This is a genomic window from Paenibacillus sp. MAHUQ-45 (genome assembly GCF_058133325.1).
In genome coordinates, this window is the sequence record NZ_JBYUPV010000010.1 from 62,543 (window position 1) to 77,362 (window position 14,820).

A 14,820-nucleotide genomic window follows, 5' to 3' on the forward strand; every position below is an offset into this window, starting at 1 on the left:
CATGCCTGCTCTTCACAGCTTAAGCTGTCCTACCGCTCTAATCCGGAACCGGATCACTTCTCCTGAGTAATAGTCGAAAGGAATCTCTTCCATCTGGACAAAAGAAATACTGTCCTCCAGGGCTCCGTCCTGCAGCAGCTGCTGGATCGCCTCCTGCTTGACCTTCTGCAGCGCCGCCTCCTTGGTCTCGTTCTGCAGCCAACAGATCCGATCCAGCTGCACCCCTACCGGCGCTACACAAGCGCCGACTGCGGTGCACAGCTGAAACGCCGGCGGCTGCACAAGCTCGCCGTATTTATAGAACAGCTTCTCCTTCAGCAGGGCGCTACCTCCACCTACGAGCACAACCGGCAGCTTGTCCCTCGCGGTCTGGAGCTGCTCAATCGTCTCGCGCAGCGTAGCAATGGTGCGGCGAACCACCTGTTCCGCGTCCGCTTCCCGCCAATGCCCAAGCGGTTTGCCGTATTCTCGGCGCAAAGGATGTTCCTCTGGCAGCCGCCGTAGAAAAGCCTCAGTCAAGCTGCCCGCCGCTGCTTCCAGCGGTTCCCCCTTTAGATGTTCGGGATTGGCTTGGCCCGCTTCTGATCCCGAAACGGGCCAGTCATGCCCAACAGTAATCTCTCCATCCCTGATATACACCGGGGTCTCGCCGCCAAATGGCAGAGTCACCACCTTCGGCAGCCGAAGGTTAACACGGATGCCCAGCAGTCTGGCGCTTTTGATATGCTCCTGCGGCTCTCCCCCGATGACCAGCCCTACCTCTGTTTTGCTGCCGCCCATGTCCACAACAATACAGTCGGGAATGCCGGTCAGATAGGCACTGCCTCGCAAGCTGTTGGCAATTCCCGATGCTACGGCAAATCCGGGAAAAGCAGCAGCCCGATCTAGGGAGAGAATCGATCCGTCGTTCTGTGTGAACCAATACGGGCAATGTAACTGTGCTTCACCGAACAGCCCTGAAAGCTGCTGGATTGAGTCCCGCATAACTTGGGAGAGCATGGCATTGATCAATGTCGCATTCTCCCGCTCCAAAAATCCTACACTGCCGATCTGGTGAGACAGGGAGATCGAGAGCTGCGGCAGCGCCTCACGGAGCAACGTCGCCATGCGCTGCTCCTCTTCTTCATAGAGCGGAGCGAAGGTGCCTACGATGGCCACTGCGCCTACCCCACTCTCTACCAGACGCCGGATGAGTCGATCCAGCTCCGGCTGGTCATTTTCCCCGCTTAGCTTCCGGCCCGTAAAATCAAAGCCGCCGGGAATCTGCTCCATCCATTTCACATGCTCCAGGAGCGCAGGCGGCCAGCCCAGTCCGTAATGGATTTTGGAAGGTTTGCAGATTCGTATGAGCGCCGTATCCGCAATTCCTTGACCATGGGACAAGACATTCAGTAGATGTGTGGTTCCTATGAAAATCCCTTTGACTTGCTGCGGTTCTATTCCATTCTCTGCCAGCAACTGTCCGATGACAGTCCGGATGCCTGACAAAATATCTGCCGTTGTCCTGGACTTGGCTTGCCCAAGCAGCCTGCCTGATTCGCTGATAATTACAGCGGCAGTGTAGGTGCTGCCCACATCAATGCCCATTCTCATTCCAGCCACCCCTTGCCAGCCAACAATTCAACAGGTGTGTAAGGCTCCATAATTCCACTGGCCTCTGGACCGATGTAACTCAACAATTCACCTGTCCGCAGGACGTTGGGAGCTGGAATCCCCATTACCGTCACCGTTATGCCTTCTTCAATCTCATCCACCATACAGGGAGATAGCCGTTCTTCATCAAGAACTAGCAGCAAATCCGGGGTGAGACATACGTATGAGTCACCGCGGCGGGCCGACAAATACTCATTTTTGTAGCGGATTTCTAGTGCAGCTCCTTCGTAGCGGCCGGTGCCGGCAATGTGAAAGCTACCCTCTACCAATCCGTCAACAAACTGCCGCAGCACGCCATAGATTTTGCCTCTAATCAGGACTTGCGGACGACCATAGATGGAATTAGAGAAGCAGGCATGGAAATCGCTCAAGCATTGCGGCACATCATTAGCCTCATGAGCAATCCGGCCAAGCTCGCAGGAGGTGCTTAACGTATTCGGAATAATAGCAGTAGACAACGCTTGTCCACTAACGCCTAATCCGGCAAAATAAGCAACTCCGCCCATGTCCTGCGTCGTCTGCATCACAAGCTGTGATAACAAGATATTATCCGGTTCGGCTAAGTACACCGTTTCTCCAGACACACTAGTCATCGCCAGCGAGTTCCCTTGGACCCCAGCTAGATGCAGTGAGGACATATGTAACTCAGGAAAGGTCCGGGACATGCCATCTCCATCCACCACCGGCAATCCGCACTGGGCTGCCAGAATCAGCGGAATAAGCGCGTTCGCGCCTCCAATATTAAGCGGCATCACTGCTGTTGCCCGGCGTCCGAGACGTTCCTCATAAGCACGGAGTGCCGTGATCACCTCCTGTCCTGAAGGAATCATCTCTTCACATAGGGCAGCTGATCCGGTGGCCCCGATGATCACAACGTAATCTTCAGCTCCCAGTTCACCGAAAGAGATAACTTCAATTCCACGCTGGTGATCGATTACCGACAGAGCCAATGCCTGAAAAGTGTAAGTATCTCCACCCCCGCCTGAGCTAAGCAGATTCGCACCTAGCCCGATATGTGCCAACTGTTCACCGGTAATTCTCCAGCCCATCTTTCTGCCCCCTTTCTTATGTCATTTTGTTTCTGAACACAGATAATTCCGAGAAACTTTTCAAATATTCAAGCTGGTTATTGGAGCCAAATCATTTTTATCATTTTAATTATCACTTTAAATTCTTTAAATTAGTTTAAAAAAGATAATATTTTAATATATATCTTTGTTTTTCTCTGTTTTTATCTATTTTTCTCATTTTTTAAATACAATAAAAATCCGATGATTCCCTGTCCTGAATTTTAAATCTGGGTTATTTAATTTTTAACTTCTTGATTTTGCGATAGAGGGTCGGCAAGCTGATCTGAAGCTTCTCTGCTACCATCCGTTTGCCTTCTGTATCTCTTCCGAGCTGATTCAACAGCTGAATGATCGTCTCTTTTTCGTGATTTTCTTCCAGATGACGAGCGCTACGCCGTCCCGGAGCCATTACCCCTGGAATTTGTCCGCGGATTTGCGCTGGCAGACTCTGTAGTGTAACCAGATCACCAATCTCTAGTTGAACAAAATGCTCTACCACGTTCTCTAGCTCACGGACATTACCCGGCCAGTCATACAGCAGGAGCCGTTCTAGCACCTGTGGCGAAAGCCGCTTCGGCATACGCCCGTATTTTAACGAGACGTTCTTCATGAAATATTCCAGCAACAGCGGGATGTCTTCCTTCCGCTCACGCAGCGGAGGGATGTGCAATGGAATGACGTTCAACCGATAATACAGATCCTCGCGGAATTTCTCTTCGGCCACCATTCTGTCCAGATTACGATGCGTAGCGGCGATAATGCGGACATTTACATCAATCGGCTCCATACCTCCGAGCCGCTCCACCTTACGCTCCTGGACTACCCGCAGCAGCTTGCCCTGCAAATGCAAAGACATATCTCCGATTTCATCAAGGAATATCGTTCCGCCATCGGCTAGCTCGAACCGTCCAGCCTTACTCTCATTCCGGTTTCCAATAAAGGCGCTGCTCTCATAACCAAAAAGCTCACTCTCCAGGAGCGTATCAGGGATCGCTGCACAGTTGATCGCGATGAACGCGCCATCCTTCCGGGAACTAGCCGCATGGATAGATTGGGCAAATACTTCCTTGCCCGTCCCGCTCTCTCCCAAAATCAGCAGGTTTACCTCGCTTAAAGCTACCCGCTGCGACATCTCCTTGATCGTACGAATCGGGGCACTTGTGCCCTTGATATCCTCGAAACGATAAGTGGTCTGCTTTTGAAAGAGATATTTCTTCCCTTCCAGCTTCTCGGCTTCGACTTGAAGCAGAATCGTTGCAAGCCGCCCACCATCATAGACCGGCTTCACACGTATCTTCCAATTGGCCCTGCTGCGGCCTGATCGTTCAGGAACGATCGTCCGCTCCTCTAAATCCCGGACTACTCTGAGATGATCCCAATCTCCAGGAGAAATCCACTCCTGAATAAAACTCCCCAAGACCTGTGTCCGCGGAGATTCCAGCAGACTGGACATTGCCGGATTCAACTCTACGATTCTTCCATCCGGGTCCATCACCAGCAGCGCCTCCTGTGCCACAGAGAGCATGGCACTTAGCTCTTTCTTGAGCAGGCTGTTCTCCGCGGCAAGCTTGCGACTGCTCTCGCTTCCAGCAAGCATCTCCCTAAAAGAACGGGCATAGCCTCTGATAACTGGAAGATTGGCAGCAAGCCACGCTGCGCCTTCCGGATTGTCCGCCTTCACCCACAACATGACTGTGGTGTTCAATCTATACCATAGGGCACGCAGCCCTTCTGACTCCTCTCCCGCTATTGCAGCAGAACCATAATCATCATTCTCCTGAATGGCTAGGCTTTCGACAATAACCTTCAATTCTCGAGCAATGAACGCAGCATCATAATGACCTGCACCCTTCCATTGCCTAATTTCCAGATTTACAGGCAAGAGACTCGATAACTGCTCTACCAGACCGTAAAGGCCTTGCCAGCTAAGACTCTCAAGTTGTTCTATACTCAATAATAAGCACCCTCTCATGAACAGGACTCACTAGTATACTCTACTAAATTATATGAATTCCTGTATACATGATTAGAAATATTGAATTCATTCTCGCATTTTTTGTCGAAAGAGTCCAGATTTTTTTACATAATTCCTATGAGTATTATTGGAATTTAATTTTACTAGCGTTTATCAACTGCTTTCATTTCATTAAATACAATTTTCGCCCATTTTATTTCTAAAATGATGTAGCATGAACATACAAAAAATCCCGTCACCCCATGGATGACAGGATTTTCTCGATTTGATCAACAATCAGAACACCTTCTTCTTTCCCCGATCATCAATCAAAATCTGTACCGACTCCTTAAAGCGCAGCGCATGCACAATCTCCCGCTCCCGCAGGAACTTCAGACTGTCTTGCAGATCCACATCATCCGTCATATCGATCAGCCACTGGTATGTAGCCCGCGCCTTTTCTTCGGCCGCAATGTCTTCATAGAGATCAGCGAGCGGATCTCCCTTGGCAGCAATATAGGTTGAGGTGAATGGGACGCCAGCGGCGTTATTATAGAACAGAGCGTGATCCCGGGTCGCATAGTTCGGGCCGAGTCCGGCGGCCTCCAGTTGCTCAATCGATGCATCTTTTGTCAGCTTATAGATCATTGTGGCAATCATCTCCAAATGCCCGAATTCCTCAGTCGAAATATCCGTTAACACACCAATCACCTTGTCAGGAATCGCATACCGTTGGTTCATGTAACGCAGCGCAGCGGCGAGTTCGCCGTCCGCTCCACCATATTGCTCCATCAGATAACGTGCCATCCGTACGTCACATTTACCGACCCGTACCGGATATTGCAATTTCTTTTCATAAATCCACATTCGGGACGTTCCCCTCCTTTAGTGAACTGCTGCTACCATAATCAGACCGCTACACTTGCCAAGGCCAAGGGGGCTGGTTCCACTCCCAAGGGCATTGGGAAAAGGCACGCCCAAAATTCTGTAGCGGTCCATACAGCTCCTGAAACTGGCCTGCCAGCCGTGTCCGTTCCTGGGTAATCTGGTTGAACTGCTCAATCGCCTTTAGATCCTCTGGATGGGTATTCAGATAGAGATTCAGTTCCACAAGCGCAAAATCCAGAACCTGCAGCTGCTCCAGCAATTCGTAATACCGTTGGTCGCATGGCTGTGCCTGCATGGCTTATCTCCCTCCTTTCGACTTCGACTTGGACTCATACGGACTGAATAGCGCCGGCCACAAGGTTCCGTACCTTAACGCTTCCGGCAGACTGAACTGGGGAAGATTCGGCGGCTGAAAGTTGATGAACTGGTTTGGGGGGACAACGTACGTCTTGAACGGTACTGGCGGGCAGGGATCAAAAGGCCCCCTAAACGGCGTATACACACGCTCCTGGGAATTCAATATGAACATCCTCCTTTGCTCATTTCACTGCTGGGGGCAGCAGTTATTCTGAACGCTTACCTTCGTAACTAATTTATGATAGGCAAAGGCGGAATACGACGGTTTGTGAAAAAAAAATCACTTGAATTCCCTATGCGACAAAAAAAAGGCCTTCCCCCCTCGTGCATGCAGTGCGCGATAGGAGAAGGCTTAATTTATAGCTGAAATATGGTTGGTACTCATTTCGTTCCTTCAAACCTGTGTTTACTATTCATTAACCTGAGATTCTTCTTCATTCTTCGCAGACGGCTCCCGGTGAATATTAATGCGGGTAATCCGCAGCCGGGTAGACTCTTCGACCTCAAAGACGACCTCGCCGACCACGACGCGCTTGCCCTTGGATGGATTGCCTTCCAGCTCTTTGAACAGCCAGCCGCCGATGGAATCCACTTCATCGTCTTCAATGACTATACCGGTCAAATCATTGACATCCTCGATTAGCATACGGCCTGCCACTGAAATGTACTCTCCGTTCTGCTCCACGCTGGGACGTTCATCCTCGAACTCGTCATGCAGATCCCCAACGATCTCTTCCAGAATCTCTTCCGCAGTTAGCAAACCGGCAGTTCCACCGTATTCGTCAACAACAAGTGTCATCTGAATCTTGTTCTTCTGCATCAAGCGCAGCACATGACTGATCTCCATCGACTCTGGCACGTTCGGAATCGGGCGAACCAATGTAGTCAAATCATTCTGCTGTTCAGGCGGTGCGAATAGTAAATCGGTAATGTGGATAAAACCAATAATTCGGTCTTTATCCTCCATCGCCACCGGGTAACGCGAATGCTTGGTTTCCGTAATAATGCGCATATTCTCTTCCAGCGAAAGGTTGCTGTACAGTACATCCATGTCCGTACGCGGCAGCATAACCTCACGAGCCAGCAAGTCAGAGAATTCAAAGATATTATCCATAAGCTTCATCTCATCTTTGTCAATAACGCCACTCTTGGCGCTTTGATTCATGAGAATGCGTATTTCTTCCTCTGAGTGAGCCGCTTCAGCTTCACTGGCAGGCTCAACGCCCACCAAACGCAATAGCCCATTCGCGGAAGCGTTGAGCACCCAGATAAAGGGCATGAACAGATTATAGAAGAACATCAACGGTGCGGATAGCAGCAGGGCTGAGCCTTCAGTTTTTTGAATCGCCAGCGACTTCGGTGCAAGCTCACCCAGCACAATATGTAAAAAGGTAATGATGGAGAACCCGATCACTACAGATACGGTAGAAATCAGCGTTTGATCTGTGACACCGAGCTTGAACATCAGCGGCTCCACCAGTAGTTCCGAAATAGCAGGCTCTCCCACCCAGCCTAGACCGAGTGAGGCCAGCGTAATCCCAAATTGGGTCGCAGACAGATAAGCGTCCAGCTTCTTGTTTACTTTTAACGCGTATCCAGCCATCTTGTTGCCCTCACTGACTAGCTGGGTCAGGCGTGACTGCCTGACCTTCACCAGTGAGAACTCTGCTGCGACGAATATGCCATTTAATAATACGAGCACCAGAACAAGCAAAAGATTAAGCAGCAATCTCCCTACTTCAAATTCCGTATGCACTATAACAACGCCTCATTTCTACAGGTTGATCGCTTTTCTTGATTTGAAATCAACACCCGGATAATACATATCCGCTACCAGAAGATTCGGTCCGCAGCAGCTAGCTGCATCACAGTGACAGTTCACTTCTTGGTTAAGCGGGTGCTGGGTCTGCCAGTCTGTAAAAATATCATCGAGCTTGTTGCTGCTGATGTTGCCAAACGCTGCGATGTCTGCAAAATCCGTCACAAATACATCTCCTGTAAACAGATTCACGTTCACGCGATTGCGTCCGTCTGGATCATTGCGAAGCGTAACATTTTTCTCGGAACGCAGTCGCTTCAGGAGCTTCTGATCTTCCTCCAGGAAGCTGCAGGCAAAGAACGGAAGAGTACCGAACAGCATCCACATCTCCGGATCACGGTGATCGAGCAGATCATGAATGGCAGCCTGCATATCCTTAAGCGACAACACAGGCAGCTTGGAGGCAAAGCTCGAAGCATACATTGGATGCACCTCATGGCGTTTTGCTCCCATATCGCCGATCAACCGGTGAATTTCTGGCAGCTTGGTATGCGTACGATAGTTGATCATGGATTCCGCAGAGATGAGCATACCGTCATCACTGAGTCTGCGGGAGTTCTCGATCATCGTGTCGTACAAGCGGTAAGCTGCTTCCTTCGCTACAGGATGGCCGCTGTTCGCAAAGCCAACTTCATGAAAATCATCACCATTAACATAGTTGAAAGAGATATGCATAACGTCCAGATAAGGAAGCAGCTTCTCATAACGGGAGTATGGCATGGTCAGATTGGAATTGATCTGCGAGCGAATTCCCCGCTCTTTGGCATACTTGAGCAGCGGGACAATCATATTGTCTACAGTAGAAGCGCGGAACATCGGCTCTCCGCCGGTAATACTGATCGTCTGCAGATGCTCCACTTCCTCGAGCCGATCAAGCATATTCTTAAGGGGCAGCATCTCTCCTTCTTTCATGGTAAGGCTGTCCCCGACAGCGCAGTGCTCACACCGCATATTGCATAAATTCGTAACCGTCATCTCCACACTGGTCAGTACATGCCGCCCGTACTGCCGCAGTGAAGTAATCGGGTCCCAAGGATCATAGCTTGGGGATAGCTCCTTCTGCGGGGATGATGACATTGGTCTTATAACATTCATTTGTGATAGCTCCTTCAAAGCTTAGTCCTTATTATTAACCTAAAACTCATCCGTATGAACGGATTATTATCCTATATCATACCACGAAGAACGAAAAAACTGCACTTTTGAGTTGCACTCGCCTGCTTTTTACTGATATTTTCTGAAAAAAACAGCATGCAGCGAAAAGATATCCGGGCCGTGTGCACTTTCGTACCCACCCGTATATCCATCTCGCTGCATGCGTGAGAGGCTGGAATTGCCTCATTGAGAAATCTATGAAGCGGTGCCAGCTGGCACCATTAATTGGCTACATCCACAATAACAATGGAGAGCATCACGGCAAGGTCGATTTCGAACGGAACCACCGATTCGCCCTCATGTCCGGTAAGAATGCGGACCACTGGACGGTGAGGAGTGTTAGGGTCAATTTTGACCACAACCCCGGTCTGGCCGGTGCTGAGCTTCACTGTAAGTCCTAGTGGATAGATGGCCACACGGTCCCGGAACAGTTCAAGCTGCCGCTGCTCATACAATGTGCCGGAGCCGACATAGAGCGCCTCTACCGCCTGATGGGGGAGCATCGCTTTCTTGTATACACGACTCGAGGTCATGGCATCATAAGAATCAGCCACGCCAATCCATTTGGCATACTCATGAATCTCCGCTCCCTTGAGTCCACGGGGATAGCCGGAACCATCAATCCGTTCATGATGCTGCAGCGCACAATGGGCGGCAAGCAGCGGAATATTCGGCTCATCCTTAAGAATCCGGTAGCCGATTTCGGTATGGGACTGCATCTGCCGGAACTCTTCATCCGTCAGTTTGCCGGGTTTTTGGACGATTTTAACCGGAATTTGCGTCTTGCCAATGTCGTGCAGCAGCGCCCCCAGACCAATGACCCGCAGTTCTGCTTGACTGTACCCGTGAGCGATAGCCATAACAAGCGTATAGAGACAGACATTCAACGAGTGGACATACAGATAGTTGTCGGCTGTATGCATTTCCAGCAGCATGATCATAGGCGTCTCCTGAGCAGACATTTCACCCAGAATGGAATCCATCACACCTGAGAATTTTTTATCCAGATGATAAAAACCCTTGGTAATTCCGGAAGCGCCGGACATGTCCTGGAACTGTGTCTTTATGACCTTGAGCGCCTGGTTGCGCGTCTCATCCTGAAGCATCCCCTCGATCACCACATCATCAGTGAGAGAATCCTCCACATATACATAGCCGATGTCGATCCTGCCGAGGCGTTTGATCAGTGAATCGGTGAGCTCTACGCCATCGGCGAGCAGAATCATACCTTCATCGCTATAAATTTTTTTACCCAGCCTCATGCCCGGTTGAAGCTGGTTGACGGATACTAAACGCACGCTGGTTCACTCCTGCCTTTAACGGTAGATTGCTATTCTGCTTGAAAACTTTGGGTCACACACCGTGTCTATACCGTTACCTTCAGAGAACTGGCAAGTACACTCATCGGTTTGCCTCGGATAACGCTTCCTCGGATACACCTTCTGGAAACAACCATAGCCGGGTACCGCTGTACCGATGGAATCTTAGAAATGTTTAACGCATAATAAACAACCAGAAAACAGCCGCCAGAATAAAACGGTAGATCGCAAAATGTGTCAATCTGATCTTTTGAATCCATCGCATGAACAGAATAACCACAAGATAAGCCACTACGAATGAAATCAGGAAGCCGATGGCAAAGTAACCGATCGTCTCACTAGTAAAATTACGATAAGAGTCCAGAAGCTCATACCCGGAAGCCGCACACATAATCGGAATGGCAATTAGAAAGGAAAAATCGGCTGAGGCTTTATAGCTGACCCCGCTGAGCATTCCCCCGGAAATCGTGGAGCCAGAACGTGAAAAGCCTGGCCATAATACAGAGATAATCTGATACAAGCCAATGGCCAAGGCCTGACCATAGGACAGATCATCCAGTTCATGGGCGGTAATACGAATCTTGCGACGGTTAACCCACTCGGCAACGATCATTAAAATCCCGCCGGCTACCAGCGCCCAGAGCACCGTACTGGCTCCGAAGAGGCTCTTGATGAAGTCGCGTGCGAAAAAAGCGACGGCCAGGGCCGGAGCAATCCCCAGAATCACGTGGATCAGATTCAGGCGGGACTCCGGCATTACACCGCCCCGACGCGTGCTACTGCGCCCGATCCCCAGCAAGTTAAGCACCCGATGACGGTAGACCAGTGCGATAGCCAGAATAGCACCCAGTTGAATAACGATCTCATAGGTCTTCATAATCGATTCCTGCTCGGCAAAACCCATCAGCTTGGCCGTCAAGATCATATGACCTGTGGAAGATACAGGAATAAACTCTGTGATCCCTTCAACAATGGCCAAAATAATGGCTGTAATAGTGTCCATACAATCCTCCTAATTCTGGCGGAATGAATATCAGGTACAACTTTGTTATTTTAAAATTTATGAAGCGCAGTCTTCATTCAGGCCTTCCCTTGTGTAGAATTGCTATTCCAACGGGGAAGGAAGCTTTCGTCTAGACTACCTGGTCGCTGCAGCTCCATCCGCAGCAGATCACGAAGGAAATGCGGAAGGAGGTAAACAGCATCCTTGCCGTTGGCAAGAGTCTCATAACCGATCCGGAAAGTGAACATGTCCAGCGTCCCGACTTCATACTCCCGATCATCTTCCAGAAGTTGGCCTTCGACAAAAACTGCAATATCGTTATCATAAGGCAAAACAAGTGGATCGTACAAGATATTTAAGCCATCTACTGCAAGACTGCCTAGCTGTTTTCCCCGGAAACCGTAGCCGTAGATGGCTTTATTACGAAAATCCTCCGTCAGACTCTGCTCCAAAGCTATGCGAATATCCCGCCCCTTAAGCTTGACTATGCAAGGATTGATCGGCGAAGGACACAGTCCATGCAGCATGCCCAGTGAAATATCTCCCTCCGGCAGTGGTCCCAGCAGTTGTCCGGTATTGACAATCGCAAGCTTAGCGCCTGTAAATCTGCGCACAGCCTGAGCGAGAAAATTGCCGAATGGGGATTCCCCCTGATAGTCAATCGGAAGCTCTCGATCCGTAATGGCCACCGATTCATGCAAAGCTTCCCGTCCCCGTTCCAGATGACTGGCGGCTGCAGAATGAATCATTTCCTCGCTCAGCTCAGGGGAAACAGCAAGGCATTCGCCCTGTACAAGTCTGAAACCAAGATCATGCTCCTGCCGTTCAAAAACAAGCCGGCCCAAATAACGGCCAAACTTGCCGGCGCCGCAGACAGCAGTACCTCCTATGATTTGCGGAGTCTCCAGCAGATGATGAGTATGTCCACCCAAGATGGCATGGACACCCTCCAGGTTCTCAGCCAGACGTTGATCTGTAGGCAGACCTAGATGAGATAGCACGATCAGAATGTCTACTTGTGAAGCCAGTAGGCTGCATTCCTTACGAAGCGCCTCTTCGGGGTCCAGTGCATCCCATCCCAGCAGGGCATAGAACGATGCAAAGGCCGCTGTCGCTCCTGTCACACCTATGCGGATGCCATCCCGGTCTAAGATAACATGGCGCTTCATCCAGTGCGGCGGCTCTCCGGTCGCGGTCTCTACAAAGTTGCAGCACACAACTGGACACTGCAGTCCGGAGAATACCGCCGAGAGCATCTCCGCAGTAAAGGTAAGCCCCTCATTATTACCAATGGTGACCGCATCGTATCCCGTCAGATTCAGAATATCAATGTTTGCCTGTCCCATCGTTCCTTCCGTCTCTATAGCTGCTCGATCCATATGATCGCCAACATCCAGTAACAAGAGTGGTTCATCGCCCACTGCGGCCCGTTGCTCGTCAATCATTGCTGCAAGTGGACTCATCATATCGAAATGACTATGTATATCATTGGTATGAAGTATCGTTAATCGCTCTGGTATAGGCTTCATCAATAACATCCTTCCCACCTGTATAAGGCCACCCTTTTATGGAAGCGCAGGCGCTTGATCTTTCAGAGCTTAGCATAACATTTCCAGACTCAACATGGTATATTCCAGTACTTACATAACCATTATACCAAGGCGTGCAAGTGCAATGAGACCTGCATTTTTGTACCTTTCTTTGCACCAGCTTCAGGAGGATGAATATGCATCCCTTCCTTCTTTGAAATACATGTTGGTTCGCAAATATACATCCCCTAGGCCTTAAAGCCTGTATAAGATTCGTAGAATTAGCCGTTTAGCATAAGCGAAATGTGCCGAAAGTTCAGCACACATCCGCAGATTGTGAATATTACTTGTTAACCATTGAATGTTTATCCTTTTCTTGCTATGCTGAGAAAAATTGACACATAAGGTGGCATAGGCAATTGAGAGTACACGTCATGGATGTTAAGCCGGGTGATTTTCTCGTCACAGACACCTTCAACGCCCGCGGGCTGCATGTATTGTCCAAGGGAACACAGTTGCGCATGGATGAAATATCCAAGCTCTTGCAACACGGTATTGATTACGTTGATATCGAATCATTGACAGAAACACTCTCCCCTCCCGATAAACCGTCCATCATTCAGACCGTTACCGCAAGCTTTGATAACATGATTGACGGTTTCGAGACCCTCTATTTGGAAGCGATAACTAAAGGCAGTTTCAATCCATCCCTGGTAGACGATGTTTTGCAGCCATCCTTGCAAACCTTGGACAAGCATAAAGACGTAGTAACCCTTCTTCTGCTGCTTGACCGGGAAGATGAATATACTTATAATCATTCCCTTCAGGTAGGTATGCTTTCCTATTATATTGCAACTTGGCTCGGTTATTCCAAGCAGGAATGCTACGAGATCAGCCGGGCAGGTTATCTGATCGACATCGGCAAATGCCGGATCTCTCCCGATTTACTGAACAAGCCGGGCAAGCTGACTTACGAAGAATTCGAGGAAATGAAGCGTCATACTACATACGGTTACGAAATTATCAGCAATTCCATGGACGACCCTACCGCTGCATTGGTTGCTCTCCAGCACCATGAACGGGAAGACGGCTCCGGCTATCCCGCTAATTTAACCAAATCCGAGATTCATCCCTATGCACAAATTGCCGCTGTGGCCGATGTGTATAGTGCCATGACTTCCCCAAGAGTATATCAGTCCAAGCAAGAGTTAATCTCTGTCCTGCACGAATTACATAATCTTAGCTTCGGCAAGCTGAACGGCAAAACCGTTCATGCCTTTATCCAGCATTTGATGCCAAATTTCATCGGCAAACGTGTCCTCCTCAACACCGGCGACATGGGCGTCATCGTCATGAACAACCCCGTAGATGTATTTCGTCCACTGGTGCAGATCGATCATAAATTCCTTGATCTGTCCCGCGAGCGTAGTGTGTCTATTGTGGAGATCTACACATAGGGCGGGGGCAACCCTCCCAAACCCTCCCTTCCTAAGGGAGGGCCCCAAGGGCGCCGCCCTCTGGACACCCGAAGGAACTGCGTGGTTGGCGGAATGGCGTGGCGTCGGTGGATGGATGATTTTGAGGGTGGGTGTGCTCGCCCTTGAGCAGTTCCTGTCTTGCTCCGCAAGATGCAGGACTGCTCAAAGCTTTACTGCGCTGGCCGCGCCCCGGGTAATGAAAACCCGGGGCGCGGCTTTTTGGGGTGGCCTCCGCGGTTCCCTCGCGGGGGCGGGGCTCGCCTTGAGTTCCCCCTACTTTGCTACGCAAAGGACCGGGGGCTACCTCAAGGCTTTTTGGGGTGGGGCCTCCGCTCTTCTCTCGCGGAGGCGGGCTTCGCCTTGAGTTCCCCCTTCTTTGCTGCGCAAAGGACCGGGGGCATCTCAAGGCTATTCGGGGTGGGGCCTCCGCTCTTCTCTCGCGGAGGCGGGCTTCGCCTTGAGTTCCCCCTTCTTTGCTACGCAAAGGACCGGGGGCATCTCAAGGCTTTTTGGGGTGGGCCTCCGCTCTTCTCTCGCGGAGGCGGGCTTCGCCTTGAGTTCCCCCTTCTTTGCTGCGCAAAGGACCGGGGGCATC

12 protein-coding genes are annotated in these 14,820 nt (G+C 50.2%); 1 reads left to right on the top strand and 11 read right to left on the bottom strand.

Annotation, left to right across the window (positions count from 1 at the left end):
• Positions 1 to 12: 12 nt before the first annotated feature.
• The 11 genes from AC3Y23_RS20765 to AC3Y23_RS20815 form a co-directional block, all read right to left on the bottom strand.
• Positions 13 to 1,593 (bottom strand): hydantoinase/oxoprolinase N-terminal domain-containing protein, encoded by a 1,581-nt coding sequence (locus AC3Y23_RS20765; RefSeq protein WP_379202551.1) that lies wholly within the window; start codon positions 1,591 to 1,593, stop codon positions 13 to 15.
• Positions 1,590 to 2,702 carry an S-methyl thiohydantoin desulfurase family protein gene (locus AC3Y23_RS20770; RefSeq protein WP_175374215.1) on the bottom strand — a complete coding sequence of 371 codons (1,113 nt, stop codon included), beginning with the start codon at positions 2,700 to 2,702 and terminating at the stop codon, positions 1,590 to 1,592. The genes AC3Y23_RS20765 and AC3Y23_RS20770 overlap by 4 nt, the downstream gene beginning before the upstream one ends.
• Positions 2,703 to 2,955: 253 nt before the next feature.
• Positions 2,956 to 4,677 carry a sigma-54 interaction domain-containing protein gene (locus AC3Y23_RS20775; RefSeq protein ID WP_379202554.1) on the bottom strand — a complete coding sequence of 574 codons (1,722 nt, stop codon included), beginning with the start codon at positions 4,675 to 4,677 and terminating at the stop codon, positions 2,956 to 2,958.
• A 297-nt stretch (positions 4,678 to 4,974) separates the two neighbouring features.
• Entirely contained in the window at positions 4,975 to 5,544 is a 570-nt protein-coding gene (locus AC3Y23_RS20780) for a manganese catalase family protein (RefSeq protein ID WP_379202556.1), read from the bottom strand.
• A 49-nt stretch (positions 5,545 to 5,593) separates the two neighbouring features.
• Positions 5,594 to 5,860: a spore coat protein CotJB gene (locus AC3Y23_RS20785; protein WP_379202558.1), complete on the bottom strand. Its 267-nt coding sequence runs from the start codon at positions 5,858 to 5,860 to the stop codon at positions 5,594 to 5,596.
• A 3-nt stretch (positions 5,861 to 5,863) separates the two neighbouring features.
• On the bottom strand, positions 5,864 to 6,094 hold the full coding sequence (locus AC3Y23_RS20790; RefSeq protein ID WP_379202560.1) for a spore coat associated protein CotJA: 231 nt from the start codon (positions 6,092 to 6,094) through the stop codon (positions 5,864 to 5,866).
• A 237-nt stretch (positions 6,095 to 6,331) separates the two neighbouring features.
• The gene (locus tag AC3Y23_RS20795; RefSeq protein WP_379202563.1) at positions 6,332 to 7,678 is read right to left on the bottom strand and encodes a hemolysin family protein; all 1,347 of its coding nucleotides are present in this window, start codon (positions 7,676 to 7,678) and stop codon (positions 6,332 to 6,334) included.
• A gap of 18 nt (positions 7,679 to 7,696) precedes the next feature.
• Positions 7,697 to 8,836: a radical SAM/CxCxxxxC motif protein YfkAB gene (yfkAB, locus tag AC3Y23_RS20800; protein ID WP_379202565.1), complete on the bottom strand. Its 1,140-nt coding sequence runs from the start codon at positions 8,834 to 8,836 to the stop codon at positions 7,697 to 7,699.
• Positions 8,837 to 9,117: 281 nt separating this feature from the next.
• The gene (locus AC3Y23_RS20805) at positions 9,118 to 10,194 is read right to left on the bottom strand and encodes an HD-GYP domain-containing protein (RefSeq protein ID WP_379202567.1); all 1,077 of its coding nucleotides are present in this window, start codon (positions 10,192 to 10,194) and stop codon (positions 9,118 to 9,120) included.
• Between the two features lie 196 nt (positions 10,195 to 10,390).
• Positions 10,391 to 11,218 (bottom strand): undecaprenyl-diphosphate phosphatase, encoded by an 828-nt coding sequence (locus AC3Y23_RS20810; RefSeq protein WP_379202569.1) that lies wholly within the window; start codon positions 11,216 to 11,218, stop codon positions 10,391 to 10,393.
• Positions 11,219 to 11,295: 77 nt separating this feature from the next.
• Complete coding sequence (locus tag AC3Y23_RS20815; protein WP_379202571.1) at positions 11,296 to 12,747, bottom strand: bifunctional metallophosphatase/5'-nucleotidase; 1,452 nt, start codon at positions 12,745 to 12,747, stop codon at positions 11,296 to 11,298.
• A gap of 419 nt (positions 12,748 to 13,166) precedes the next feature.
• On the opposite strand from AC3Y23_RS20815, the gene AC3Y23_RS20820 reads away from it, so the two are divergent.
• Complete coding sequence (locus tag AC3Y23_RS20820; RefSeq protein ID WP_379202573.1) at positions 13,167 to 14,204, top strand: HD-GYP domain-containing protein; 1,038 nt, start codon at positions 13,167 to 13,169, stop codon at positions 14,202 to 14,204.
• Positions 14,205 to 14,820 lie beyond the last annotated feature (616 nt).

What these genes read in the sequence shown, in the direction of transcription:
- AC3Y23_RS20765 (WP_379202551.1), bottom strand. Translation starts at nt 1,593, where the DNA reads ATGAGAATGGGCATTGATGTGGGCAGCACCTACACTGCCGCTGTAATT.
- AC3Y23_RS20770 (WP_175374215.1), bottom strand. Translation starts at nt 2,702, where the DNA reads ATGGGCTGGAGAATTACCGGTGAACAGTTGGCACATATCGGGCTAGGT.
- AC3Y23_RS20780 (WP_379202556.1), bottom strand. Translation starts at nt 5,544, where the DNA reads ATGTGGATTTATGAAAAGAAATTGCAATATCCGGTACGGGTCGGTAAA.
- AC3Y23_RS20785 (WP_379202558.1), bottom strand. Translation starts at nt 5,860, where the DNA reads ATGCAGGCACAGCCATGCGACCAACGGTATTACGAATTGCTGGAGCAG.
- AC3Y23_RS20790 (WP_379202560.1), bottom strand. Translation starts at nt 6,094, where the DNA reads ATGTTCATATTGAATTCCCAGGAGCGTGTGTATACGCCGTTTAGGGGG.
- yfkAB (WP_379202565.1), bottom strand. Translation starts at nt 8,836, where the DNA reads ATGAATGTTATAAGACCAATGTCATCATCCCCGCAGAAGGAGCTATCC.
- AC3Y23_RS20810 (WP_379202569.1), bottom strand. Translation starts at nt 11,218, where the DNA reads ATGGACACTATTACAGCCATTATTTTGGCCATTGTTGAAGGGATCACA.
- AC3Y23_RS20815 (WP_379202571.1), bottom strand. Translation starts at nt 12,747, where the DNA reads ATGAAGCCTATACCAGAGCGATTAACGATACTTCATACCAATGATATA.